Below are 24,404 nucleotides of genomic sequence, written 5' to 3' on the forward strand. Positions count from 1 at the left end.
GCTGGCCTTGCATGAATCTACTCATACCTTAAAAAAGCATTGAAAAGAAAAAAACGAATAAAAATATTAAAAGGCCTTCATATAGGTAAAAGGCTGATCAAGTGGTCGAAAAAGAGGGAGTACTATATACTGTATTCCTTTAATAAGATTCATTTTTTTCATAATGTACATCATTAATTAAATATTAAACGGATTTTGAGATTTATTATTGCTCAAAACGATAGTGCTCTTGAAAAGAGAAAGTAGCGGATAAATTATTCTCGTTAAGATATTTCCAATTCTATAATCCCAAAAACAAGGATTCTCAATCCGATTTATAACATATATTTATTATCGAACCGAGAATCCTTTATCTGGTACATGCAAAAATAAAATAACCAATTAGAATCTACGGTTGTAAAAACTAACTATTTACATCTATCAACCCTTTATTAATAAAAAAGATTTTCATATCGTTGTAAAAGCCTAGTTTATCAAACTTTTTTAGTTTAACCGGATACTTTAGTGATTCTAAAAAATTTAGTATAATATCAATATTTTATTCATTCTCTTACTTTTCATCAATTTTATAAAAACGATACGAATTAAGTTCTTCTCCATCAGATATATATATAGTCCAAGAAGGTGTATAAAGCATTATCTTTGTAGTTCCTTGAATGGATACCGTATAATTATTTGGTTTAATTTCTTTCTCCATTGCTGTCAATTTATTCATTACAGACATCTTTTCAAAAAACAACGTTAAAGCTATTTCTGTGGAGGATCGTCTACGTAAAGACCATTTTCCTTCTCCGTTGATCAATATAGAATCAGAATAATAAATATTATCATCTAATAACCAACATTTAGAATCTAAGTCCTTAAGAGTAAAAGATGAATCTTTATGAAACTCTAAAACAGCATTATTATCGGCTACCCATTGGCCAACCATGTCACTTTCATTTGGGAAATGGGAACTACACGAATTTATTGAAATCAAAAGAACAATTCCAACACTCAAAATTATTAATAGTTTATTTTTTCCGTCCATATAAATCTTTGTTTTGTCCTTGACATAGCACCTGTTGAGAAAATTTGATTTAGAGGCTCTCCAACATATTTATTCCACCAATTATAATATCCAATAACAGGTGGTCGAAATCCAGATGCAATTGATGAAGAGTTTTTTACAGTAAACTTCACAAAAGCATTACTCTTTCCTACTGATAAAGCTTCCCATTCTATGTTATAAGAACCTAAATAAGTAACAGCCAGATTACCAAAATAGCCTCCTGTTACCAAAGTTGAATAATCCTTTGCATATTTCCCTATACCTTGAATTCCAGATAAATTATAGCTTTCATTTCCTTCATATTTCCCAATTTGCAAATCAGATGAAATATCATTTCTTACAGACTGAAGAAAATCATGCTGTTTTAATAGTTCGGTGAAATAATCTCCACTATAAAAAGTCCGTTCCCTTGGTCCTGTCCCTGTAAGCCACTCAACTCCAACATCAAAAGGAGTTATATCTTTTCTTTCTTTCTTATTTCCAAATGTATAGACAAGGCCTCCACTTCCCCAAATACCGGTACCTAATGATACAGAACCATAACCTGCGGATGATACAGACACAGACCCCAAAGGTACAGATAAGTTGTAAACATTTCCTGAAATAATAAGATTAATTCCTCCTGCAGCCCACATTGAGCCAACCAAAGCTCCACTAACAGCACCAATAGCACCTCCCCATAAAGCTCCCTGCCACCAGGCTCCCTGCCATTTGGTAGGATTAAAAGAACCGCCCTTAATTGAAGCTCCGATATAAGAACCAATTAATGCACCTCCAACAATAAATAATGGATTTTCTCCATCTGGATCTATATATACAAGCGGATTATTCATTGCATAGCTAAACCGGTTATAGTTTTGGCTGAAATCGGTCATCTGCACATATGGGTCGGGCGACAGGAATCTGCCTACAGCCGGATCGTACAATCGGGCATTCATGTTTACAAGCCCAAACATAGTAAGATGTTCATGACCGGTATATCCACGTCCTAAAAACAACGTCGGTTCGGTATCCGGGGCATATACTGCAAGTGTACCCGGGTTTCTTAACCTGCCCCACGCATCGTAACTAAGCTCCTGCTGCATTACTCCGCTGCCATTGGTTATTTGGGTGATACTTCCTAAGTGGTCACGGCAAATATAATACACATTCCAACTCCCGCTTTCTTTAACAAGAACTGCCGGGGCAGAATAGGCATCGCCTCCTAAATAAAGTCTTTCCTTCTCTCCCGCCGGAGTTACATCCACTTCATGACTTCCATTTAGATAATAACGGAGAATCTGGCTATTATTGTATCGCTTAATCTCCATTTTTGACCGATCATTTGACCCATTGTATGTAAAGGTTGCCATGTAGTCATTTTCGGTAAGCACAGACGGTCGCTCAAAAGAGGTATATGTTATCTCCTGAAGCCTTACGGGGATGGCATTACCGCTTAATGTTACAGATGTAACCGCATATGGTTTAGCCGCATTCTCGTAAGCGTATGTTCCTGCATCGCTCTTGCTTTCCATATTGCCGTTGGCATTATAGTTGTAAACAGATTTTGGGTTAGATGCCATACCCGAAGTTAAAGACGTGGCTGAATATACATGCGTTAAGCGATTCAGATTGTCATATTGGAAATGTTCGTACTTGTTGTTTTTGTGGTCTCCCCTACTTGATAGATTACCTGTTACAGGGTTAAACAACATTCCATAATCCTGAATAACAGTTCCTCCCGAGTTAACTGCTTTACTTGAAGTAGGAAGCCCGTAGCTGTTGTATGAATAAGTACGGGTTAGCGGACCGGTAGCAATCTGTGTTGGTCTGCCAAAAATATCTTCAGACTGTAATTTCCAGATAGAAGTTTGTCCATCTCGTTTAATTTCCGTCAAAGTACCATACTGATACGTATAATTTTCTGTAACAACATACCCTTCGGTAGAAGAGATATAATCTTTTGACTCCAAATTTCCGGTTGTCGGCGAATAATTATAGTTATAACCTCCCCATCTGTCATCTACATTTTCCTGACTAAAAAGCAATCGCCCAAAGCCATCGTAGTCATAGTATTTGGAAGTGCCGTTGCTGGATTTCTCACTTTTCAGGGCTCCGTAACCATCATATGTAAACGTTGTCTCATATTCTGGCAAAATACGCTTTGTAACTCGTCCGTACGGATCATATTCCATCAACTTCTCTTTTCCATTGGCATCTTTTTCAGATTTAATATTTCCTGCGTCATCATATATATAGGATTTCAGACCTATACTCGGATCATTTATTTCCGTTTGTCTGCCATATTCATCATACGAGAAACGCGTTACAATGGTACCGGGAGCTGTAATAGAAGATGGTTGTCCGTCCGGTCGCAACTGATAAGTAATTGAACCTGCAGGATCACTGGTACCAATCAATTCCTCTTTAGCATTATATGTTCTGGTAATGGAAATTCCGTCTTTTGTCTCTGTTATGCTATTTCCGGCATAAGTATAAACATCGCTTTTCCCCGAAGCATAATTCAACTGTTTCAATCGTCCGTACACATCATACTCATAAGTATTCCATAGTGTAGCGGCTCCGGTTTTAAAAGGTAACGATGTCTTGGTAAGACGACCTGCATTATCATATATATTATCTGTAAGAATTCGCGTATTATCGAATCTTTGACTACTGGTTCGTAGTTCTAGTCCACGTGAATTATAAAAAGTAGTCTGGCTTGGTTTACCAGTTTCTTCTTTTGTGATACTAAAAACGCTGTTTGCATCGGAACTCCAGGCGCGGGTAATAACAGCCTGCGTACCATCCGGATAATTCGACTTTTTAAGCCTGCCCAAACCATCGTATTCATATGTGGTTACATTTCCCCAAATATCCGTAATTCCATATTGATTAAGCTAAACTTTACTAAATAAACAATCGATTGTTTTTATTCAATAAAAAAGATTCAATCAAGATATAGGTAGTTATTGAGACTTTCCCAATTAAGGTTTCAACAAGGTTTTTATTAACTTTTTTCCTTAAAAATTTGCTCATATAAAAAAGTTATCTACCTTTGCAACCGCAAACAAGTAATGCGAAAGTAGCTCAGTTGGTAGAGCATAACCTTGCCAAGGTTAGGGTCGCGGGTTCGAGTCCCGTCTTTCGCTCCAGGCCGCCCGGATGGTGGAATGGTAGACACGAAGGACTTAAAATCCTTTGACTATTGCAGTTGTGCGGGTTCAAGTCCCGCTCCGGGTACAAATCCTGGTAAATAATCTTATTTATCAGGATTTGCTTTAAAATTGACATATTGCGAAAGTAGCTCAGTTGGTAGAGCATAACCTTGCCAAGGTTAGGGTCGCGGGTTCGAGTCCCGTCTTTCGCTCACAAAAGGGTATCCAAAAAGTTTTGGGTACCCTTTTTAACTATACAGATATGACCTTGAAGTTTATTTCAATCTGGTGAAAGCAAAGTTTAGGATTGGTATAATAATTTTTACGAGTAAAAAACTCAATTTTAAGAAGCTAAGAGCTGATTTATAAAAAATAAAAATCTTAGGTCAATAAAAATTATAACTTTATGGACTTAATACTACAACACTGTTATCCAAAATTAAATATCATGAAAAGAATCATCATAAAAACTATCCATATATTATCAATTTTGTGTTTGTGCTCAGAAGTTTTTGTTGCGAATAATTTGTTACATGCCGAGAGATTTTGTTTCGAAATAAATAGCAACAATTCTTTTTGGGATTCGCAAAATAAATTATTTAAAAGCAAAGGAAACAGTAATGATGAGGTCTTTTCTATTGCTTTCTTACAAGATGGAACTTCTTTATTCTATGGTAATACAGATTTGTTTGATTCTGCACGCGAAGGGTATACACCCGGATATTTTGTAGTTAAAATAAATAATCTTAAAATTGAAAATGAAAATATCACCTTTAGTATTCTCGTTAAAAAAACAGATTTATGTAACGATACAACTTATAACGCAATAGCTAATCCGTATCTAAATGCTGAATATATTATTCCTAACCGCCAGACACAAATTGAATTAGAGTTCAAAGGTCAAATTTTTAAAGATAAAATAATATTAGACACTGAAAACACATCCATATCACTACCTAATAATCAAATGATACTGATAGAATTATCAATGTAATGCATTTTTAAACTCAAACTTTTGCATTGGAAGTAGTAGACCAGGTTACAAAAAGGAAAAGTTATTTTGGTTGAATTTGTTTTATATTTCTACTCTTTAGGTATATAATAAAGAACTATTTTCAACCCTAACGATACTTATATTCAGAACTCATTCCATTTAACTATAACATAGACTTTATAAAACGCAAAAAAGTCCGACTAAGTAGAATAATTCATTTATTACATTACATTGCACGGACATTATTGTGTATAGAGATATATCCTATTCTATTTATACCCTACGCCAATAATTTATACAGGTAACTGGTTCCGGCTACTGCTTTCAAGCACCAGCCAAGCAGGTTTCTCCATTAAAAGAACCTAAATTATTTAGAGTTATCCTGCTTTCTTTTAGTGATTAGATAGTAACCTCCTGTTTTACGGGATCCTCTATATTCAATCAAGTTGCGAGCTTTAAGTGAGGCGATATACCGGGAAACAGTTACAAGCGTCTTTTTAATTTCAATTGAAATTCCTTTTCTATCTATCCCTTGTCTTTCTTTTATCAGATTTAAAATTAATGATTGCGTATCATTTATAGTATCATTTATAGTATCATTTATAGTATCGTTTATAGGGTCATTTATAGGGTCATTTATAAGGCCATTTTCATGATCGGCATCTTCATCAGAACAACTATCTTCCTGCTTATCAACATAATGCCTATTATTTAATGGTTTATTTAATGGCCCATTTGATGGCTCATTTAATGGCTCATGTCTGATTGTAAGTTTAAATACATCTCCCTCTTCAATGACAGGCAAAGCATCCTTTACATAGATAGGGCAATACTTGTACATTTTTCGTATGCCAGAACCCAATTCTTCCACCCAGCCAAGCTGTTTAAAGAAATTGGCGATAGTAGGATTTTTGGGATGCGGTTTCAGATTTTCCAACGAGATACGCCCCATCATATAAGGCCTGTTCCAATTCTCTGTAACCACCACATCTTTATAGATTGTCATCGTAGCTGGATAAGCACACGAAAACTCACGATGCTCCAATAAAACATTTCTATAAACGGCTTTAATATATGGAAGAATACAAAATCCACTGAATATAAAAACAAGAAAGTCCGACTCTCGTGAGCCGGACCATTCTTACATAAAACCAACTACTATACCAGCAACTTATACAGATAACTGGTGCCGGCTATTGCTATCAAGCACCAGCCAAGCAGGTTGGCGGCTCCGGAGGCAGAGGTGGTTCCGTTAGCTCCTTCGTTGGAAGTAACATCGTACTGGCTTCTATCGCCGGAGTGATCGGAGGTGCTGGATTGTCCCGAAACTGCCCTTTGATCGGAAGTTCTGTTTTGCCTGTAGGCTTGGGATTGTCCGGAGGCGGCTTCTGACTGAGGGTTACAATTACACCCAGTGCAGCCAGGGCAATCTCCTTTTCTTCCATTACAAGTGCCAGGAGGATAAGGATCTTCAGGAACGTAAGGGTGGACTTTCGGCTGTTTCCTTTTCCGAAAAAAGCAGCTTGCCACTACCAAAATAAATTCAATGATCTGTTTTACTTGTTTCATCTTTCTGTTTGTTTTAAGGGGTTGTGTTGAGAATCAATCTTTATGTTCTGGAAACTGCAGCGCTATCAGCTTACTCATGGTTGCCGATAGCTTTACCAGCAGCATCTTGTAGTTCTGACGGTTGTCGCCGTTTACCTCGCTGATGTAGCGGCTGTAGGCTATCTCCTGGGCGTAGGCTGCAGGCACGTTGCTTACGTTGCAGGCAGAGGCATAGGATGAGCGCAGCAGGCGGGCCATATCCAGGATACCACTTCTGGCATCGGGGTAGCTCCGGTAGGTAAGTCCCTTTTCGCATAGCTGCACTTTGGTGCCCGGCCAGAACTCACTAGGTTTGCCGAAGCCCGTCAGGCCACCGAAGTTAAAGTGCTCTTTACACAGCACCGACTCGCCCCACCCTGTTTCGATGGCGATCTGGGCCAGCAGCACCACCGGGTTAATGCCATATTTTATTCCCGCCTCTTTTACCTGGGGGTAATAACTCTGTACAAATATTTCTTTCAGCATATTGATATCTTGTTTGTTTTTAAACCTTGTAATTCAAAATTGAGATTTGTATCCCCGGGACAATAGGCTGCAAAACGGGCCACTTGGAATCCGCAGGATGTGAATACAAAATTGCACCCCCGGCACCGGTATCCGGGGGTACAATGAGGGATTAATACACGTGCTCTTTATCGCACTTTTCTTCCACAGTTACCACCTGCATCTTTTCATACTTCAGGTCTTTCAGTGCACCGCGAAGCATCGTTCCGGCACTGAAGGTGATGCGTCCTTTGTTGAACATGCTGGCGTTGAACTCTTCCGGAGTGGCAACTCCTTTCGAACCGTTGGTGATGCGGAAGGTACCAAAGGTGCCGAGGGAAATAGAGTACCCTTCAGTCAGCTTGCTACACATCTCATAGATCAGACCTTCAAGCACCAACTTGATGTCGCCACGGCTGGCAGTGCTTCGAGAGGCGATGGCATCGCACAACTTCTCCAGGTCCAATCGGCTGGAAACACGGGTTAAACCATAATACAATTTGCGATCGGCAGGAGCACCTTTGGTCATATCCTTACGGTGCACAAGTGAAAATTTTAGTGACATACGCTTTTTAATTTTTAAGGGTTAATGAAATCTTTTCGTTACGTAACAATGCAAAGATACATCCACCCTCCTGCCTGTTTGCGCAAAACAGACACCTATGTGCAATTAGTGCAGTTTATGGGAGAATATGTCCGAAATATGCTAAAAAGATGCTTTTATTTCCTAAATATCAGCACTATAATTTGCCAATATAAATAATTTTACGTATATTTGTTTGTATTTAATTCTTAATATCTAATTAATGAAAAACACAGAAGAAATACCTGTTAAGAGTTACTCTTTGTCTGAACTCAGCCAATTGTACTCACCCTCGCTCTCGGTGTCGGCTGCCACCAAACAGTTGCTTCGTTGGATGCTAAGGCATCCCAATCTAGTGTCCCGTCTGCAAGAGACAGGATGGCAAAAAGGTCAGCGACGGTTCAGTCCCAAACAAATCGCCCTGCTGTTTGAATGCCTCGGGCCACCCTAAGCACCCCTCAAAGAACGTTTTGAAATGTAGTTACCGTTCCGTTTTCAATACTATATCTTTGAGAATTCATTCATATATCTTTGGCTTTCCAATCATATATCTTTGAAAGTTCAATCCTATATCTTTGATTTGTCAAACATATATCTTTGAAAAAACGATCTTATAGCCTTGAAAACAGGATCAGGTATCTCTCAAAAACGCTCTTTTATCTTTATGGAACACCTCTCTTATCACCGGGAAACGTTCCTTTTCTATCCGGTTTTAATCCTTTTTTAGGTAGAAAATCACTCCATACAGCTTTTGGAAACGAAAGAAAATGGCGTGAACGGCCACTTTTATGTCCTTTCGGAAGCTAAAAAAGCTTCCCGGCACAAGAAATAGAATGGCCCAAACACAATGAATACCTCCTTTTGAAAGGTGATTAGCGGAATAAAATAAGAAATTACAAAAAATCAGAACAAATATTTATACTAATATAACAAAACGTCAATATGTTAACTATCATTAAAATCAACTATAATTCGATAGCATATGTGCGAATTTAACTTAAATAATAACGATTACGGCATTATTTTAATTCACAAAATATGTAATCAGAATCAGCCTACTTTAAAGCATCTCAAAGAGCGTATAAATGCTATTACAGACATACGCTTAAAAAAGAGAATCATCCTGCGACTTATCTCCTGGGCTTTCGAATATCAGGAGCACTCTTCCAGGCACTGGCAACAGCTTTCCATCTGCTTTTTGACCGAGTTCGGCAAAGAAGCAAGCAGTTACTATATCAGCGCCGAAGCAGACAATAAACCAATCTCTATCCCACGGAATAAGAGGATGTTACTATACTTCTGCGTATCTCAACTGCTGGACGACGGAGTGTTTGAAGACTATACCATAAAGAAAATGGTATGCTTCTTACAAACCAATTTTGTTCTTAACGCGAAAGATGCACACATCTACAATTGTCTGCATAAATTCAAGAAAAACAAGAAGTTAAATCTGATAAGTAATATCACAAATATGATTAGCATGACAATCAAGGAGACCGGCTAAAAATGGCTGAAAATGGGAAAATCAATCTCATATCATTTTTTACCAAAAGCCTATTCAATAAAGGGCTTTAACATTTTAAAATATGAGAATTCTCCATTTTTTATTATCCAATATTTAAACTGTTCTTTGAGGTGGTTCCTGAGTTGCAGCGGCAACGGATTTACGGTTTTAAAGCGTAGCCTTATACAGAAATATTCTTTATATATTAATATAGGGCCTGCGGTTTGACCTGCGGAGGACACCCTCCAAACCCGCATCAATGCAGGGAAAAGACCTGCGGTTTGGCCTGCGGTTTTTTGAGAACCAGAAAAGTTATATTTGTTAAACACCTAAATTACAGCGTTTTGAGAGATTTTGATCTATTTTATTTGAACAGCCTGCTGGAATCGGGCTACGTAAGGGTACCACGAAAAGTGCTGAACGACCTTTACTGCACAAATGCCACAGAGCAGTTATTGGCCAATGTGTATCTTTTCCTGTTTTCCAGAAGCTACTTTGCCACCGGCACGGTAGTCCGGGACAACAAGCAACTAACCTGCCACAGGGGTCAGGTGATCTGCTCCCAGGAGGAACTATCGGCAACCTTCGGACTTACAATTTGGAAAGTCCGCGATGTGTTAAACCGCCTCAAGGAACGTTACCTCATCGAGGTGGAAAACATAAAGGGCATCTCGCACATCGGCATGCTGTACTACGATTCCATCGCCGGTAAACCCAAACAGGAAAGTTCTTCGGAAGGGGGATCCGGCAAAAAGAGACAGAAAGAGAGAGAAACGGAAGCGTCTAACACCACGTTTTCATTGAAAGGACACATTTTAGATTTTATGAGCAATGATTGAGAAAAACACGGGAATCACCCACGAAAAAGCGGTAGTTGCCTGCCTGCTTGCCAACACCGAGGCTATTACCAACGTGATTGGATTTTTGAAGGCCGACATGTTCAGCTCGCGCGAGCTGGGATTTATCTACAAGGCCATCGTGCACCTGTTCGAACAGGGCAAACGTACCAACTACAACCTGATAGACCGCACCATGCAGGAGATGGACCGCGAGCTGTTCCTGCAGATGAACGGGCTGGCCTATGACCCGGAGCTGTTCACCATGGCTAGGGATTCGTCGCAGGTTACGGAGTATGCGCTGCTGATAAAAGACAGCTACATCCGGTTCCGACTTACCGAGCACCTTAATGCCGTTAAGCTTTCGCTTACCGATGTGGGCACGCCCATCACCTCCATCCTGGGCACGCTGCATTCCGGAGTGGATAAAATTTGCAACGATACCGACACAGGTAACGAGGCACGCCCGCTGGCCGAGATTGTAGCGTCCAACCTGAAGGATTTCCGCAAGAACCGGGCGCTGGGACTGGATAGCCGCGCCATCCCTTCGGGCTTTACGGAGTTCGACAAGCTTACGGGCGGAGGCTTCTTTCCGGGTGAGATCTACACCCTGGCGGCTCGTCCCTCCGAAGGTAAATCCATGGTGACGCTGCACATCCTGCAGGAGATTGCCAAAAAGGGCTACCACGTGCGGCTGGTGAACCACGAAATGGGCGATTACGATACGGCCAACCGCTCCATTGCCATGCTTACGGACATCAACCCCGACTTGCTGCGCCGCGGGGTGCTTACCGAAGGTCAGGAAATGGAGGTGGAACGTCTGCTGCAAGAGGAGCTTACCAACCTGAAGCTGGACATCCGCTACATGGGGAACGCCCGCATCGAGAGCATCGTTACCGAAACCATGCTGGCCTGCAAGCGGGGCAAGTGCGACATGCTGGCTGTGGACTACCTGCAGCTGATATCGGCTCCGGTAGAGAAAGGGGGTACAACCGACGAGGCCATCGGTCGGAACATCAATGCCCTGAAGGATCTGGCAGTGCGCTGCAACATTCCTGTAATCGTGGTGTCGCAGATGAACCGCGAGATTGAGCACAGAGCAGGTAAAGCAAAGATTCCGGTGTTGTCGGACCTGCGCAACTCGGGGGTTATTGAACAGACCTCGGACGTGGTGATGTTTGTATACCGCCCCGACCGTTTAGGCATCACCAAGGATGAGGACACCGGCGAAAATCTGGTGGGCATCGCCAAGCTGCTGCTCCTTAAAAACCGAAACGGAGGCATCGGCCATGCAAACTTCAGGCACAATAAAACATTTACCAAACTATGGGATTTTATCTCTTTCAATAAAAAGAAATCTAAAATTCAACAAATCTATCCGGACCAATGAAAAAGCACTCTAAACAATCTGAATTTGTGGAAGACCATCTTACCCTCGAGACGGTGGTGAACTGGTACGGATCCGTACACTTTAAATCCAATGGTAAAGCGTTGATGCGCTGTCCGTTCCACAACGACACCCATCCCTCGCTGAAGTTAGACAACCACAAAGGGCTGTGGCACTGCTTCCCCTGCGGCAAAGGGGGCGACAAAGCTACCTTTGTAATGGAAAAGGAGTCGTGCTCGTACCCCGAAGCCCTCAAACTGCTATGCGCACGCCATGGCGGCCCGTCTGATCAATCTTCAGAAAGCACTGAAACAAAGGGGCAGTTCAGTGAAAACCCTATAGAATTTGAGGGATTCTTTGCTCCATTGAAAACACCGCAGGCTACACCGAAAGCGCCCGAATCCGAAGCAACCCCGGAACAACTCCGGGCCATGGAGCAGGAAAACAGAGCGTTTGCCAATTCATGCTACGGCTATGTACCCGACTGCGGAGGTCTCTCCGAAGCCTATGTGAACTTTGGTGTGAGAATGGTACGGCAATATCCCCCACAAGGCTTTACCCAGTTTAAGGGACGCATCGCCTTCCCCATCCACAACGAACGGGGCATACTGGTGGGCTTTACCTGCCGGTACTTTGGGCAGGTAAATTCCGTAGATGGCAAAGGTATACCCAAGTATATCAACAGCGCCAACAATGCTCTGTACAACAAGAGCCGGGTTATATACGGACTGTATCAGGCCATAGATCACATCCTGAGCGAGGGACTAGTTCACATGGTAGAGGGCCCGAAGGATTGCATCGCCATGCATGCGGCAGGCTATCAAAACACGGTTGCCCTGTGCGGATCTGCCCTGTCCGACGATCAGATAGAGCTACTAAAAAGATATGCTCGCCGGGTGTCATTGGTGCTTGATGGAGACGAAGCCGGACAAAATGCCGCTGCCCGCATCGAAAAACAGTTGGCAGATGCCGGCTTTATGGTGATGAACTGCCTCCTTCCCGAAGGCGAAGACCCCGACTCCCTATTCCACCGATACGGCAAAGAGGGCTTCTGCACCATCTTCCGCGAAAGTGCCTACAACAGGAGAAGAAAAAGGCAGGACCTTACAACATCGGATGTAAGGTTGGTTCCTTCAGTATCTCCTTCAACACGGAACACAAGCGAAGCACCAAGCTTGATATCGGACAGGCAGAACGATAAGACTGAACAACAACCCTCCGATCCTGATCAGGATCATGTAAAAGCATCTGATCAAGGGAATGGGTCAGCTAGTCCGCAAACTCAGCCATTAAACGCTAGCTTTGGGGAATCATCAATCGTTGGATCTCGATCTCAGGCATTAAGGTCGGGCATTGAAAAGCACGATTACCTGGTAAGTCAGCATAACGGAAGGATTTCAGAACAGGAGCATCTTTTTGGAGGAACCCTTGATGATGAATCCGGAGAAAGCGATATACGGGTGGCTCTATTCTGCGACGACGAACTGGAAGTGATAGCCTTGCATCAGCAAAACCAGGTGGAGCGCCCCAGATTGGAAAGGTTGGAAGCAGAAATCCGGATGGAGATGGATCACCTGATGGGGATACTCTTCTATACCACCAACAAACCCGAACGGACCGAAGTGCTCCAAAGGCTTGTACACGCCAGCAAACGCCTTAACATCCTGTACAAGGAACTGAACAGGCCCCACGGCACCTACAACAAACAAATACGCATTAAATAAAAAATGAAAGAACCGGTCGGGGCAACGTCTAACTAAGTCAGAAATTACAACACCGACCGGTTGCTTTAAATTTTACTACAATTTGCTTTAAACAGAATCAGCCCTTATAGCATGGGATCGATTCCGTTTTCTAAGCGATCTTTGACTTCTTCCGCCTCTTTACTTGTCAGCTCTCTTGAAGTTTCTGTAAAAGCAACCGTAAACAGGTTAATCATCTTGTCGAACGCAGCAGGTTTAAACGTTACACCCTGATTGATGGCATCCATCCACAATACATTCTTGTTGATATAAGTCAGGGGATTAAAGTAAACCGACAGATCTTCCCAACCGCTATAGATTAGACCTACAGCCTTCGATTTCTTCGTCATCTCTTTATCGCACTCTCCTTTACAGCAATAATATGCTTTTTGGTATATTTCTTTTCCGTTTGGTGAGTTTTGTTCACTTCTCCAGGTAACAATTATACCTGATGCAGGATTTGCTAACAGGTTTTCTCCACAGTGTTCGCATGATAACTCGGTTTTGGCAAAAAATTCTTTGACTTTCATAATAATAATTTGTTTGTTATACTCCGCAAAGATGGCCCAAACATTCCAATTCTGCAACTAATTACTTATCTATTTTTCAGAAAAAATAAATAATTAGTTTATTCATGACCTCTCACCATCCCTAACTCCCAGAGCTGAAGATGGTTATTAACATTTGGTTGAAATCAAAATAAAGCAAACCATACAGACAATATTTGCGATTGTTACAAGCATACTAATCGCCTCAACAATATTTTACAAATTCACTTTTGAAAAGTGAATTTGTAAAATACAGATTTATTAAAGGGTGGCAAAGAAAAGAAAACGGTGGCTTTCAATTTTACCAATATTATAGGTAAATTTGCAATAGGACAACAATTCTATTAAACTATTTAAGTAATAGGAAATTATATGATTATAAATAAGATTATTCTTGTAATAGGAACTATTATGCTTACCATGACAGCAGTAACAGCGCAATCGGATAAAGATATGCTGGTGCGTATTTCGGAAATAGAGGTATATCCGCAGTACCTGGACGAATACCTGGAGTTTGCACTTAATGTGGGGGCTACCTCCGTGAAAGAAGAGCCCGGAGTAATTGCCATCTATCCCATGATTCAGAAGCGCGACTCGTGTCAGATACGCATCCTCGAGATTTATGCCAGTCAGGAGGCTTACCGGCACCATATCGGTACGAAGCATTTCCAAACCTACAAGCAAGGTACGCTCCATATGGTGAAACAGCTCGATCTGGTGGATATGACTCCTATGAATCCTTCGGCCATGCCCGAGATATTCCGTAAATTAAAATAAACAACACGCTCCGATATCGGGCCACACAGTGTAAGCTATAACAAGGAGTTTTGCCAAGATATAGCTAATATTGCACTACGCAACAAGCAGAAATAGGCAAAAACTGCACAACAGATTGTGCAGTTTTTGTTTTAAACGTCAATAGGTAAGACCAAAGGCCCATAATGGGAGTATGTTTTTATAACCGTATTCAATATCATCTTTTACAATAAATGAGTCTTTTACTCCTGCTATCTGCTTCTGACCTTTATTCTTACCTCCCACTTCGAAAGTGTATTTACCAATGGAAAAGTCAGCAACGGCAGATGTAGTAACCTCCTGAGTGGTTCGCATCAGCGAAAAGAAAACCGTCTCTCTTATATTCCCTATTTCGGGAGCAGAATTAGATATTGCATAAGCAAGATTTGTGTTGTTAAGGTAGATTTTATCTACTTTACCTAAAAGCTTTATCCCTCTGGTATCGTCTCTGAGCTGATTCAGTACTCCGGCTTTTTCCAGATAGAAAATTAAATCAGGAATCGTATTTCTGCTTACATCCAGATCTCTGGATAATTTTGAGAAATTTGGCTTAAAAGGCACGCTTTGCGCAATGATATAGAGTAGTTTCTTTAATTTATTGGCAGTCGAAACATTCAACTGGGCAAAATTGGGGATATCATTCTCAAGTGTCTGATTCAAAACGCTATTCAACCGGATATAATACCCGCTATCATTATAAAAGGGGTAAAATCCGTATTGCAAATACTCTTTGAACAGGGCTAAAGGACGAGCTTTATCAAAAGGAAACTCAATTTTATTGGCTAAAATGGTGTCCAATGAATGAACAGGTAATTCAATCCCTCTATCAATGGATAAAAACTCTCTGAAAGATAAACCATTAAGATGATATTCCAGCTTACGTCTGCTGAGATCTGCCCCTCCCTTCTCCAGATCCAATATGGAAGAACCGGTATAAACAATTTTAAGTCCGGGTATCTGATCGTAGATGTTTTTAATTTCCGTAGACCACCCATTGTATTTATGAATCTCGTCGATATAAAGCTTTTTACCACCGTTTTGATAAAATTCTAACGCCAGATCGTAAAGTGTATGCGTAGCAAAGTAGAGATCATCGGCAGTAACAAATAGTGTATCGTCCACATTATCATATAATTTTATATGCTGCAGCAACAATGTAGTTTTACCAACACCTCTGGCACCAAGTATAGCGATAAGCCTGCTATCCCATAAAATAGTGTCGTGAAGATAACGCACAAAGTCTGTATTGGTATTATCCAACAATGCCCTGAATATTCTATTTAAACTGTCCATATCTATCTCTTTTACAGATTATTTGCACAAATATAGCTAATATTGCACAATGCAACAAGCAGAAATAGGCAAAAACTGCACAACAGATTGTGCAGTTTTTAGTTTGCCGGCATTTATTCCTTTGCTGGCGGGTACGGAAAGTACTTTATATGTTGTTATTTAACCGGATAACCAACGGGGTTATTCATCAACGGGATTTGAGAGTCCTTTAATTTGAGGGCTTTTCGTAGTCCGGCCTGGTCCATCGATGCACGGGGTACGGTGCTTAGCCCGGCTCCGGCACAAAACAGGTTGATGTTTTGCGAAACTATACCGGCATCCATTGCAGCCATCATCCGGGTATACTCCTTCTCTTCGCCAAAACGGGATAAATCCGAAACTAACAACAGACAGGCAGGTGCCTTATTCACGAAATCCTGCCCTCCGGCCAGCAAGGGTCTGTAATCTCCCTTGGCCACAGGCTTTAGGGTATGCGCCTTGGCATCGTACAGATAAGCTCCTTCGGCAAGGACCACATACACGTCGATGTCTTGCTTATTTAATGCCGAAGGTGCGGTACGCATCCCTTTATCGGCCCGGTTTACACCATTGGCAGCCCACAAAAGGTCCGAAAGATCTTTAACAGATAATTTTTTATTGGCAAAAACACGGTCGGAATGCCTGTTGGCAAAAGCCTGCATCATGGAGCTACCCCTGGTTTTATCGGGTGTAAGTAACTTTATTTCTTCCAGGCCCTGAGCAGAAAGACCGATAGAAAAACAACACGCCATAAAGATTAGAACATACAGCTTCATAGGGATTTGATTTTAGTGGTTAAACAACAAATATAGTAAATAAAAAGAAAAGCGGATTTACATTTTCTTAATACTTACTACATAAAATAAAAGATTTGATAATGAATAATAACTAATTTAAGCAAAACGTTAGCCTTCTTTAACCGAAATAATAGGTACACACTAGTTAATCGTCGTATATTTGCCAAAAAATGAATTTATAAGTTCACAGACCCAGTATTCACCTTATTTATTATTTTAAATGAAAAAATTAATCCTTTGTTTTTTGACGACTCTACTTATTCCGTTGCTAGCCCAGGCGCAATCAGATGTAAACTCACCCTACTCCATAAAAGGACAGGTAGTCGATTCCCTTACAAATGAAACCGTGCCCTATGCAACTTTGTCGATCGCTGTTAGCAGCACGCCCCATAAGGCGGAAAAGCTACTGGCTTGCGATATTGACGGGAAGTTTGAAACCGTATTGAAAACGCCCGGCACTTACATCATCACCATGCAATCGATCGGCAAGGCTACCACCAAAACTCAGTTCACCCTTACCGAGGCTAAGAAAAAGATGGACCTGGGCAAGTTGTACATGACCGAAGACACAAAGCGGTTGGGCGAAATTACCGTTACCGCCCAAAAGCCTTTGGTAAAGGTGGAGGTAGACAAGATTACCTACAACCTGGATGAAGACCCCGAGGCTGTAACCAGCACCACGCTGGATATGCTTCGCAAGGTTCCGATGGTTACGGTGGACGGCGATGACAAGATTCAGCTGAAAGGATCGGGTAACTTTAAAATCTACATGAATGGCAAGCCATCCAATCTGATTTCGAACAACCCGGGCGATGTCTTGAAAAGTATGCCGGCCAATTCTGTAAAAAATATTGAAGTGATAACCGAACCCGGTGCCAAATACGATGCCGAAGGGGTTGGGGGTATTATCAACATCATCACAAAAAGTGCGCTGCAGGGATACACCGGAACCGTACGTGCAAGCGGAAGCTCAACAGGTACCATTGGCGGAGGTGCCTACGTTACCGCCAAGATTGGAAAACTGGGGATAACAGGCAATTATAACTATCATTACCGCAACAGTCCGTATAACGACTATAACTCGTATCGCGAGAACTTTAACAGCAACGAGATGAAGTACCTTACGCAAGATGGTAAATCGAAGAATAAAGGTCCCGGTCAGTATGGCTACCTCGAGCTAAGCTACGAAATCGATACATTGAACCTGCTTAGCCTTTCGGCCAACCGCTTTGCCGGACGCTCACGCAGTTTGTCGGAAACCAACGAACTGATGCGCAATGCTGACGAGGATCCTGTATATCAGTTTACCCGTAACAGCAATGCTCGGTATACCTATGGTGGAAACGAAGTAAACCTTGACTTCCAGCATTCTACCTCCCTGAAGGATGAATTGCTTACCATTTCGTACAAGTTTAATGATTCTCCCAACGGAAGCAGCAACAATACCGAAATAGATGGTATTCTGAACTACAACGACCGCCTGGAACGTACAAACAACGATGCTTCCACCAGCGAGCATACCGGACAGGTAGACTATACTCGTCCGCTTAGCAAAACCCAGTCCATCGAGGTAGGAGCCAAGTATATTCTCCGTCAGAGCGACAGTGAAACCGAACGTTTTATCAACGACCTGCCGGTAACCGATATCAATGCCGACTTTAACCATACCCAGCATATCTATTCCGGTTACGGAGGGTATAACGTGAAGTTTAAAAAAGTAGCATTCAAAGCGGGTCTGCGTGCCGAAGGTACCAGCCTGAAGGTGAAGGGTGACAATGAGTTTAGTGCCGACTATTTTGATTTGGTTCCATCGGCTACCTTGTCGTACCAGGTTAATATGAGTCAGAATATCCGTCTGGGTTACAACATGCGTATTCAGCGTCCGGGTATCTGGTACCTGAACCCCTATGTAAACACTACCGACCCGTTGAATATCAGTTACGGTAATACGGAGCTTGATGCGGAGAAGAGTCACAACATCTCCTTCAACTACAGTATGTTTACACAGAAATTAAACGTGAATGCCAGCGTTAACTACTCTTTTGTTAACAACGGTATTGAACAATATACCTTTATCGCTCCCGATAAACCCGGAGTTACGCAGACTACCTACGACAATATCGGTAAGAACCGCAACATCGGTCTGTATCTTTACGGTAGCTGGAATCCGGTAAGTGTGTTCCGTGTTTACCTGAACGGGGGAATGGACTACCGGGATATGAAAAGTGAAAACTGGGGGAATAACAGTGGTTTCAACTACCAGGCTTTTGCCGGTATCCAGTACACGATGCCTAAGGATTTCCGTATCAACCTGAACGGTGGTTACTATGCTCCGCGTATTCAGCTGCAGGGAGAATCGTCTGCGTTTTATTATACCGGAATTACTCTTAACAAAGATTTCTTAAAAAAGAAACTTACCGTATCTTTGTCGTGTCAGGATCCGTTGTGGAAGACAAAAGAGATGAAGTCGACCACCCAGGATGCAAACTTTTACAGACAGAATATCAACCGGATGACCGGACGTAGCTTTTATGTGAATGTTTCCTGGCGTTTCGGAGATTTGAAGAGTGCCATTAAGAAAGTTAAGCGCGGTATTTCCAACGACGACATGAAATCCGGAGGATCCGGACAAAGCACCGAAGGAGGTGGCGCATAAAAAAGTTGATTTTACATGAAACCACATCGCTTTGATAACCTTATTCTGATTGGATTGTTTGTTGCAGGCAGCTTTTTGTATTTCGACCTGCATTACAGGTACTGGTATCACTTTATGGAACAGTTTGTTTTGTTTCTGTACACCAATGCCTATTTTACGGATTTGATTCATACACCCGGGGGACTTACCGAATATCTGAACGGGGCTTTGATGCAGTTTTTTGTGCTGCCTCATGTTGCTCCGGCTATTCTGGCCCTCGTATCAGGACTTATAGCGGTATCCGCCCTTCTGTTTTACAGAAGGTGCGGATACCTTTTTTCTGCCTTGTGGTGCCTTGTTCCGGGCTTTCTTTTCTGGATATTCCCACCCGAATCGCTAAGTGTGCCAGTATTCCTGCTCACCGGATTGGCGGTTGCTCTGGGTTACACGTATTCGCTTGCCGGTTACCGGCGTTTTCTGTTGGCTGCGGGATTGCTTACGGCTTGTTATCTGTTGGCTGCTCCGGCTCATCTGCTGGCAGCTTTCCTGATGGGATTTTACGAAATCAGCAAGCCAGGTAATAAACAGAAATTTGTCACGGCACTGACTTATCTTGCATTTGCTCTGCTGCTGCCTCTTCTTGCCATGCGTACCCTGTTTGTGGTTCCCATGGAGGAGGCTTTCTTTAGCCGTTATCTGTACCATCCCGAATATCCTCAGCCGTTGTCGTTCCGTATCATCGGATGCTCACTCCCACTCCTTTCCATTCTGCTGTATGGATTACGGAAATGGCAGTCCGGCTTCAAGTACAGTCGGTCCTTATGTTATTTGCTTCTTACCGGTGGTATCGCATTAGGTATACTGTATGGAGGCCGCCCCATCGAGCAGACCTACCGCTACGATTACTATGCACGTACAGGCAACTGGCAAAAGATTATAGACCATGCCGGAAAACATCCGGTGAAGGACCTCAATGCGCTGGTTTACCTCAACCTGGCTTTGTCGCATACCAACCAGTTGGGTAACCGGCAGTTTGATTTCCCGCAGGCGGGGGTATCCGGACTTATTCCGCAGGATCCGGTAACCCGGTTGGATCTGATTGCTGCCAGTGAGGTGGCCTGGCAAATAGGGCATATCAACAGTTCGCAGCGTTATGCCTTCGTGGGGGTGCTGAGTTCGGAACGAAGGGTGCAAAGCCGACTGATGACGCGCTTGGTTGAAACGTATCTTGTGAATGAGGAGTACGGTGCTGCACGGAAGTACATCACCATCCTCGAAAATACATTGTTTTACCGGGATTGGGCCCGTAAGATGCGGGGGTTGCTAAAGGAGGATACCGCCGGAAAGACTCCCTGGATTACCGAAAAGCGGAAGGTGAATGTGGAGACCGACAATCCGTTCGATCCTGCTAAAACGTTACCCAATGCCCTGGGCTATCTGTTGGACGATCATCCCGACAACCGGCCGGCGCTGGAATATGCTCTGTCGTACCTGCTTTTATACAAGGACCTGACCGCTTTTATGCAATATATGCAGTCGGCCCAAAGTCTGTATACAAAACTTCCCATCCATTATCAGGAGGCGATCTGTATTTATTATGCTACTGTGGAGTCTAATCCCGAAGCTTTCAGCTCGTATGGAATTGACCGGAACGTATACGAACGGTTTATCAAGTTCTGCAGTGTGGCAGGCAACGGTCCCAAAGCGCTTCAGCAGGAATTCGGGAATACATATTACTATTACGCTCAGTTTGAAGAAACTCCTCAAAGGAACTAAGGATGAAAAGAATAAAAACTCGCCACGTTATACTTGCCGGATCGGTCGTTGTTGTGCTGTCGGCTGGACTGTTGATTGGTAGCTCGCTTCAAAAAAGCTATCCTGAAAATGCCGTAACAGAGAGCCGTTATCCGGATCTGTACCCCGATTATACCGGAGTATCGGTACCCTCCAATATGGCTCCGCTTAATTTCAAGTTAGATGCCGTATACGACAAAAGTTATGTAAAGGTTACCAACAGGGATCAAAGCAGGCAGATGGAATGTTTTGGCTCTCACAAGGTGCAGTTTGACATGGCTGACTGGCACAACCTGTTGCAGGCATGTGCCGGCGACTCGCTGTGGATTGAAGTCTCCGCCCGTTCCAAACAGCAGTGGACCACCTGGAAGAAGTTTGCCATCTATGTCAGCAAGGATACTATAGACCCCTATATGGTTTACCGCCTCATCGAGCCGGGATACGAGAAATGGCACATTGTTGGGATTTATCAGCGTAATCTGGAGACATTCCACGAAAAGCCCGTCATCGAGAATAAGCTAACGGGCTACAACTGCGTGAACTGTCACTCGTTCTGCAACGGGAATCCCGACCGGATGATGTTTCATATGCGTGCCGACAATGGGGGTACTTACATCGTATCCGATGGTGAGATTGAGAAGCTGAAGACCAAAACAGATCAGACTGTAAGTAACCTCACCTACCCCTATTGGCATCCTTCGGGCAGATACATCGCGTCGTCTGTAAACACGATCCGGCAATTCTTTCATGCTGTTCCGGGTAAAAAGATGGAGGTATTCGATGCCGAATCGGATGTGGTGGTGTATGATGTCTCCCAAAAAGAGATTCTATCGAAGTCGTCGCTTATTACCAAGGATGCCTACGAGACCTTCCCCTCATTTTCGGCCGACGGCAAGTGGCTCTATTTCTGTTCGGCCCCTGCCCTGAAGATGCCCGAAAAGTACAACCAGCTTCGGTACAGTCTGTGCAGGGTGCCCTTCGATGCTGCCAACGGAACCATCGGTTCGCAGGTAGACACCCTGGTACGTGCCGATTCCATCAGTGTATCCTTCCCCCGCATGTCTCCCGATGGGAACTTTATGATGTATACGGAAACAGCTTACGGTCAGTTTCCGATCTGGCACAAGGATGCCGAGATACGGATGATAGACCTCCGATCGGGCAGGCAAACGGAGATGGGACAGGTTAACAGTGAGGATACCGAAAGCTATCATAGCTGGAGCAGCAACAGCCGCTGGTTCGTAGTAAGCAGTCGCCGCGAAAACGGCGTTTATACGCTTCCCTATCTGGTGCATGTAGACGAAGATGGAACAACCTCGAAACCCTTTCTGCTCCCACAACAGGATCCAGATCACTACAATTTCCTGCTTTATTCTTACAACATTCCGGAACTGGTAAAGGGCGAAGTGGATGTAAATCCCTACGATATACAGCATGCAGCTACAACAGATCAAGGGATTCAGGTAAAGTTCCGGTAATCAAAGTGTATTACAGTCGCATGCATCACTTCATGGAACTGATTGTTTTGTTTCTGTACATTCATGCCAATTTTATGGAGTTTAGACTCTCCACGTAAGTTTAGTATCAATAAAAAAGGCGCCCTTAAAACAGAGCGCCTTTCTTTTTTTATACGAGACTGATTATTTAGCAAATGCAGGATAACCCGGATTCTGAACCAGCTTGTTGTTTGTCTGCCATGCATCCTGAGGGATACAGAACAGTTTGCGGTATTCGTCCGATTTTGTTTTAAGGAACCGGGCATCCAGGAATGTACCGAAGCGGATGTTATCCTGACGGCTGTACATCTCCCATGCCAACTCGAACTTACGTTCCATACGGATGTTATCCAACGTTACAGATGTGTAATTATGGTTTGTATTACCGAAACCACGTGTCCTGATAATATTAACCAGACGGGTTGCTTCTGCGTTATCCTTACCGGCGCGTACCAAAGCCTCGGCTTTCATCAGGTATACATCTGCCAAACGGAAAATAGCGAAATCATTTTCCTGATCGGATGCAGCCAATCCCACTTCAAATTCCCATTTGTTGGCACGTGCACCATCTTCCTGGTTTACATCACCCCAGGTTGTACCGCCACGTTCCGTTCCAGGGATCATGGTAAGGTCTATTGTATGGTTAAGCGGACGGTTGTGAGCAGTCATAAGTACTTTACCGGTAGCCGGGTCTTTCATTTCACCCATCAGGAATGAACCCACTTTACGCTTGTCGGCATCGTCGAACGCCTTCACATAATCCGGTTGAGCACAAACACCGTTCCATGTACCTACTGTCATACCCAAAGCAATAGGATCAAGGTAGTGAAGGGTACGGTAATGCATCGTATTTCCACCGTCGGCACGACCAAAACAGATTGGAAGAATGATCTCCTTGGAGTTCTGATTGTTGACGATAAAACTCTGTTTCCAATCCGGTTCGATAATATAATCGAGCTTCATAACCTCGTTACAAGCATCAATCACGCCTTGATAGTTGGGTGCACCTGCCCACACTTCGGCATTCAGGTACATCTTGGCCAGCAATGTATAGGCAGCACCCTTGGTAAATTTACCATAGCTGGCACCGGTTACATCGTCGCGTAATTTATCTTTAATCTCTGTCAGCTCTTTAACCACGAAATCGTACACCTCTTTTCTTGACTTGGTAGCCGGAAGTTCGGTATCGCTAAAATCGGTCACCAAAGGAACGTTTCCAAAGTTGTCTATCAGCATATAGTACCAATAGGCCCTGATTCCGCGGATTTCCGCCAGGGTACGAGTGCGGGCCTCATCCGTCATACTTGGCGATGCCTCAATAATACTGTACACCTGGTTACAGGTAGAAATACTCTGCATAGCATCGTTCCAACCATCCTTGATGGTACCCGTGTTGGGAGTCCAGGTGTGCATATGTAAATCTTTATAAGCACCGTTATCCCACCAGTCGCCACCCTTACGGGTAGGTGTTATAGCCATATCGCCCGAGCATTCTGTCATGTAGAAATAGGCGTTGGGCCATGCTTTTTTAAGTGTCTTATAGATAGGGGCGATGATTGAGTTTATCTCCGCATCGGTTTTGCCAAACTTATCGGCCTGCACCTTATCGTAAACCGTTTCATCCAGGTCCATACACGATGGCATGGAACACAACAGAACAGTTCCGGTCAGTATTGATATAATTGATTTTCTTTTCATAATAA

The 24,404-nt window shown here is 42.9% G+C and carries 20 protein-coding genes and 3 tRNA genes; 13 read left to right on the top strand and 10 right to left on the bottom strand.

The features are described 5' to 3' along the window. Nucleotides 1-550 precede the first annotated feature (550 nt). Nucleotides 551-1,030 carry a hypothetical protein gene (locus tag AB7E53_RS05135; RefSeq protein ID WP_446774548.1) on the bottom strand — a complete coding sequence of 160 codons (480 nt, stop codon included), beginning with the start codon at nt 1,028-1,030 and terminating at the stop codon, nt 551-553. After that, entirely contained in the window at nt 1,006-3,870 is a 2,865-nt protein-coding gene (locus AB7E53_RS05140; protein ID WP_446774550.1) for an RHS repeat domain-containing protein, read from the bottom strand. Before AB7E53_RS05140 ends, AB7E53_RS05135 begins: the two co-directional genes overlap by 25 nt. 239 nt (nt 3,871-4,109) lie before the next feature. Between AB7E53_RS05140 and AB7E53_RS05145 the strand changes: the two genes are divergently transcribed. The 4 genes from AB7E53_RS05145 to AB7E53_RS05160 all read left to right on the top strand — a co-directional run bounded on the left by AB7E53_RS05145 (nt 4,110) and on the right by AB7E53_RS05160 (nt 5,182). Beyond that, nucleotides 4,110-4,185: transfer RNA gene (locus tag AB7E53_RS05145), tRNA-Gly, on the top strand. Nucleotides 4,186-4,189: 4 nt separating this feature from the next. Continuing rightward, nucleotides 4,190-4,273 (top strand) — tRNA-Leu (locus AB7E53_RS05150). A 54-nt stretch (nt 4,274-4,327) separates the two neighbouring features. Next, nucleotides 4,328-4,400: transfer RNA gene (locus tag AB7E53_RS05155), tRNA-Gly, on the top strand. Nucleotides 4,401-4,636: 236 nt separating this feature from the next. Then, the gene (locus AB7E53_RS05160) at nt 4,637-5,182 is read left to right on the top strand and encodes a hypothetical protein (protein ID WP_446774552.1); all 546 of its coding nucleotides are present in this window, start codon (nt 4,637-4,639) and stop codon (nt 5,180-5,182) included. A 367-nt stretch (nt 5,183-5,549) separates the two neighbouring features. Here AB7E53_RS05160 and AB7E53_RS05165 read toward each other — a convergent pair whose 3' ends face one another. From AB7E53_RS05165 to AB7E53_RS05180, 4 genes are all read right to left on the bottom strand, one after another. Beyond that, entirely contained in the window at nt 5,550-6,188 is a 639-nt protein-coding gene (locus AB7E53_RS05165) for an ATP-binding protein (protein ID WP_446774554.1), read from the bottom strand. A 152-nt stretch (nt 6,189-6,340) separates the two neighbouring features. After that, entirely contained in the window at nt 6,341-6,751 is a 411-nt protein-coding gene (locus AB7E53_RS05170; protein ID WP_446774556.1) for a hypothetical protein, read from the bottom strand. Nucleotides 6,752-6,784: 33 nt separating this feature from the next. Further along, nucleotides 6,785-7,255, bottom strand: a complete 471-nt coding sequence (locus AB7E53_RS05175; RefSeq protein WP_446774558.1) for a glucosaminidase domain-containing protein — start codon at nt 7,253-7,255, stop codon at nt 6,785-6,787. 151 nt (nt 7,256-7,406) lie between these two features. Next, entirely contained in the window at nt 7,407-7,838 is a 432-nt protein-coding gene (locus AB7E53_RS05180) for an HU family DNA-binding protein (RefSeq protein ID WP_079683869.1), read from the bottom strand. A gap of 241 nt (nt 7,839-8,079) precedes the next feature. Here AB7E53_RS05180 and AB7E53_RS05185 point away from each other — a divergent pair, with 241 nt between their 5' ends. The 5 genes from AB7E53_RS05185 (at nt 8,080) to AB7E53_RS05205 (ending at nt 13,307) form a co-directional block, all read left to right on the top strand. After that, a complete protein-coding gene (locus AB7E53_RS05185) occupies nt 8,080-8,307 on the top strand; it encodes a DUF4248 domain-containing protein (RefSeq protein ID WP_176134068.1) in 228 nt (75 codons plus the stop codon). Nucleotides 8,308-8,838: 531 nt separating this feature from the next. Then, on the top strand, nt 8,839-9,360 hold the full coding sequence (locus AB7E53_RS05190; protein ID WP_446774559.1) for a hypothetical protein: 522 nt from the start codon (nt 8,839-8,841) through the stop codon (nt 9,358-9,360). A 344-nt stretch (nt 9,361-9,704) separates the two neighbouring features. Continuing rightward, nucleotides 9,705-10,199 (top strand): hypothetical protein, encoded by a 495-nt coding sequence (locus tag AB7E53_RS05195; RefSeq protein ID WP_446774561.1) that lies wholly within the window; start codon nt 9,705-9,707, stop codon nt 10,197-10,199. Next, nucleotides 10,192-11,586: a replicative DNA helicase gene (locus tag AB7E53_RS05200; RefSeq protein ID WP_446774563.1), complete on the top strand. Its 1,395-nt coding sequence runs from the start codon at nt 10,192-10,194 to the stop codon at nt 11,584-11,586. The genes AB7E53_RS05195 and AB7E53_RS05200 overlap by 8 nt, the downstream gene beginning before the upstream one ends. Beyond that, complete coding sequence (locus AB7E53_RS05205) at nt 11,583-13,307, top strand: toprim domain-containing protein (protein WP_446774565.1); 1,725 nt, start codon at nt 11,583-11,585, stop codon at nt 13,305-13,307. The genes AB7E53_RS05200 and AB7E53_RS05205 overlap by 4 nt, the downstream gene beginning before the upstream one ends. Nucleotides 13,308-13,411: 104 nt before the next feature. On the opposite strand, the gene AB7E53_RS05210 is transcribed toward AB7E53_RS05205, so the two are convergent. Further along, entirely contained in the window at nt 13,412-13,855 is a 444-nt protein-coding gene (locus AB7E53_RS05210) for a hypothetical protein (protein WP_068183104.1), read from the bottom strand. 390 nt (nt 13,856-14,245) lie between these two features. Between AB7E53_RS05210 and AB7E53_RS05215 the strand changes: the two genes are divergently transcribed. Continuing rightward, complete coding sequence (locus AB7E53_RS05215) at nt 14,246-14,650, top strand: putative quinol monooxygenase (protein WP_446774567.1); 405 nt, start codon at nt 14,246-14,248, stop codon at nt 14,648-14,650. A gap of 138 nt (nt 14,651-14,788) precedes the next feature. Here the strand turns inward: AB7E53_RS05215 and AB7E53_RS05220 are convergent, their stop codons facing one another. Beyond that, nucleotides 14,789-15,961, bottom strand: coding sequence for an ATP-binding protein (locus AB7E53_RS05220; RefSeq protein WP_446774569.1), 1,173 nt, complete (start codon nt 15,959-15,961; stop codon nt 14,789-14,791). A 155-nt stretch (nt 15,962-16,116) separates the two neighbouring features. Next, entirely contained in the window at nt 16,117-16,755 is a 639-nt protein-coding gene (locus AB7E53_RS05225) for a SagB/ThcOx family dehydrogenase (RefSeq protein ID WP_446774571.1), read from the bottom strand. Between the two features lie 241 nt (nt 16,756-16,996). On the opposite strand from AB7E53_RS05225, the gene AB7E53_RS05230 reads away from it, so the two are divergent. From AB7E53_RS05230 to AB7E53_RS05240, 3 genes are read left to right on the top strand one after another with little or no spacing between them, the layout of a single operon-like run. After that, nucleotides 16,997-19,432, top strand: a complete 2,436-nt coding sequence (locus AB7E53_RS05230; RefSeq protein ID WP_371689449.1) for a TonB-dependent receptor domain-containing protein — start codon at nt 16,997-16,999, stop codon at nt 19,430-19,432. A 15-nt stretch (nt 19,433-19,447) separates the two neighbouring features. Further along, nucleotides 19,448-21,187, top strand: a complete 1,740-nt coding sequence (locus AB7E53_RS05235; RefSeq protein ID WP_446774573.1) for a DUF6057 family protein — start codon at nt 19,448-19,450, stop codon at nt 21,185-21,187. A 2-nt stretch (nt 21,188-21,189) separates the two neighbouring features. Then, nucleotides 21,190-22,683 carry a hypothetical protein gene (locus AB7E53_RS05240; RefSeq protein ID WP_446774575.1) on the top strand — a complete coding sequence of 498 codons (1,494 nt, stop codon included), beginning with the start codon at nt 21,190-21,192 and terminating at the stop codon, nt 22,681-22,683. 162 nt (nt 22,684-22,845) lie between these two features. Here AB7E53_RS05240 and AB7E53_RS05245 read toward each other — a convergent pair whose 3' ends face one another. Then, nucleotides 22,846-24,399 carry a RagB/SusD family nutrient uptake outer membrane protein gene (locus AB7E53_RS05245; protein WP_446774577.1) on the bottom strand — a complete coding sequence of 518 codons (1,554 nt, stop codon included), beginning with the start codon at nt 24,397-24,399 and terminating at the stop codon, nt 22,846-22,848. Nucleotides 24,400-24,404 lie beyond the last annotated feature (5 nt).

Source organism: Macellibacteroides sp. (genome assembly GCF_050251695.1).
In the GTDB taxonomy this organism is placed as follows: Bacteria; Bacteroidota; Bacteroidia; order Bacteroidales; family Tannerellaceae; genus Macellibacteroides; species Macellibacteroides fermentans.

Bases quoted from the DNA above. Each gene is read 5' to 3' on its own strand.
- AB7E53_RS05170 (WP_446774556.1), bottom strand. From the start codon at position 6,751: ATGAAACAAGTAAAACAGATCATTGAATTTATTTTGGTAGTGGCAAGC.
- AB7E53_RS05210 (WP_068183104.1), bottom strand. From the start codon at position 13,855: ATGAAAGTCAAAGAATTTTTTGCCAAAACCGAGTTATCATGCGAACAC.
- AB7E53_RS05200 (WP_446774563.1), top strand. From the start codon at position 10,192: ATGATTGAGAAAAACACGGGAATCACCCACGAAAAAGCGGTAGTTGCC.
- AB7E53_RS05240 (WP_446774575.1), top strand. From the start codon at position 21,190: ATGAAAAGAATAAAAACTCGCCACGTTATACTTGCCGGATCGGTCGTT.
- AB7E53_RS05160 (WP_446774552.1), top strand. From the start codon at position 4,637: ATGAAAAGAATCATCATAAAAACTATCCATATATTATCAATTTTGTGT.
- AB7E53_RS05205 (WP_446774565.1), top strand. From the start codon at position 11,583: ATGAAAAAGCACTCTAAACAATCTGAATTTGTGGAAGACCATCTTACC.
- AB7E53_RS05185 (WP_176134068.1), top strand. From the start codon at position 8,080: ATGAAAAACACAGAAGAAATACCTGTTAAGAGTTACTCTTTGTCTGAA.
- AB7E53_RS05245 (WP_446774577.1), bottom strand. From the start codon at position 24,399: ATGAAAAGAAAATCAATTATATCAATACTGACCGGAACTGTTCTGTTG.
- AB7E53_RS05230 (WP_371689449.1), top strand. From the start codon at position 16,997: ATGAAAAAATTAATCCTTTGTTTTTTGACGACTCTACTTATTCCGTTG.
- AB7E53_RS05175 (WP_446774558.1), bottom strand. From the start codon at position 7,255: ATGCTGAAAGAAATATTTGTACAGAGTTATTACCCCCAGGTAAAAGAG.
- AB7E53_RS05235 (WP_446774573.1), top strand. From the start codon at position 19,448: ATGAAACCACATCGCTTTGATAACCTTATTCTGATTGGATTGTTTGTT.
- AB7E53_RS05190 (WP_446774559.1), top strand. From the start codon at position 8,839: ATGTGCGAATTTAACTTAAATAATAACGATTACGGCATTATTTTAATT.
- AB7E53_RS05165 (WP_446774554.1), bottom strand. From the start codon at position 6,188: ATGACAATCTATAAAGATGTGGTGGTTACAGAGAATTGGAACAGGCCT.
- AB7E53_RS05225 (WP_446774571.1), bottom strand. From the start codon at position 16,755: ATGAAGCTGTATGTTCTAATCTTTATGGCGTGTTGTTTTTCTATCGGT.
- AB7E53_RS05180 (WP_079683869.1), bottom strand. From the start codon at position 7,838: ATGTCACTAAAATTTTCACTTGTGCACCGTAAGGATATGACCAAAGGT.
- AB7E53_RS05215 (WP_446774567.1), top strand. From the start codon at position 14,246: ATGATTATAAATAAGATTATTCTTGTAATAGGAACTATTATGCTTACC.
- AB7E53_RS05220 (WP_446774569.1), bottom strand. From the start codon at position 15,961: ATGGACAGTTTAAATAGAATATTCAGGGCATTGTTGGATAATACCAAT.
- AB7E53_RS05135 (WP_446774548.1), bottom strand. From the start codon at position 1,030: ATGGACGGAAAAAATAAACTATTAATAATTTTGAGTGTTGGAATTGTT.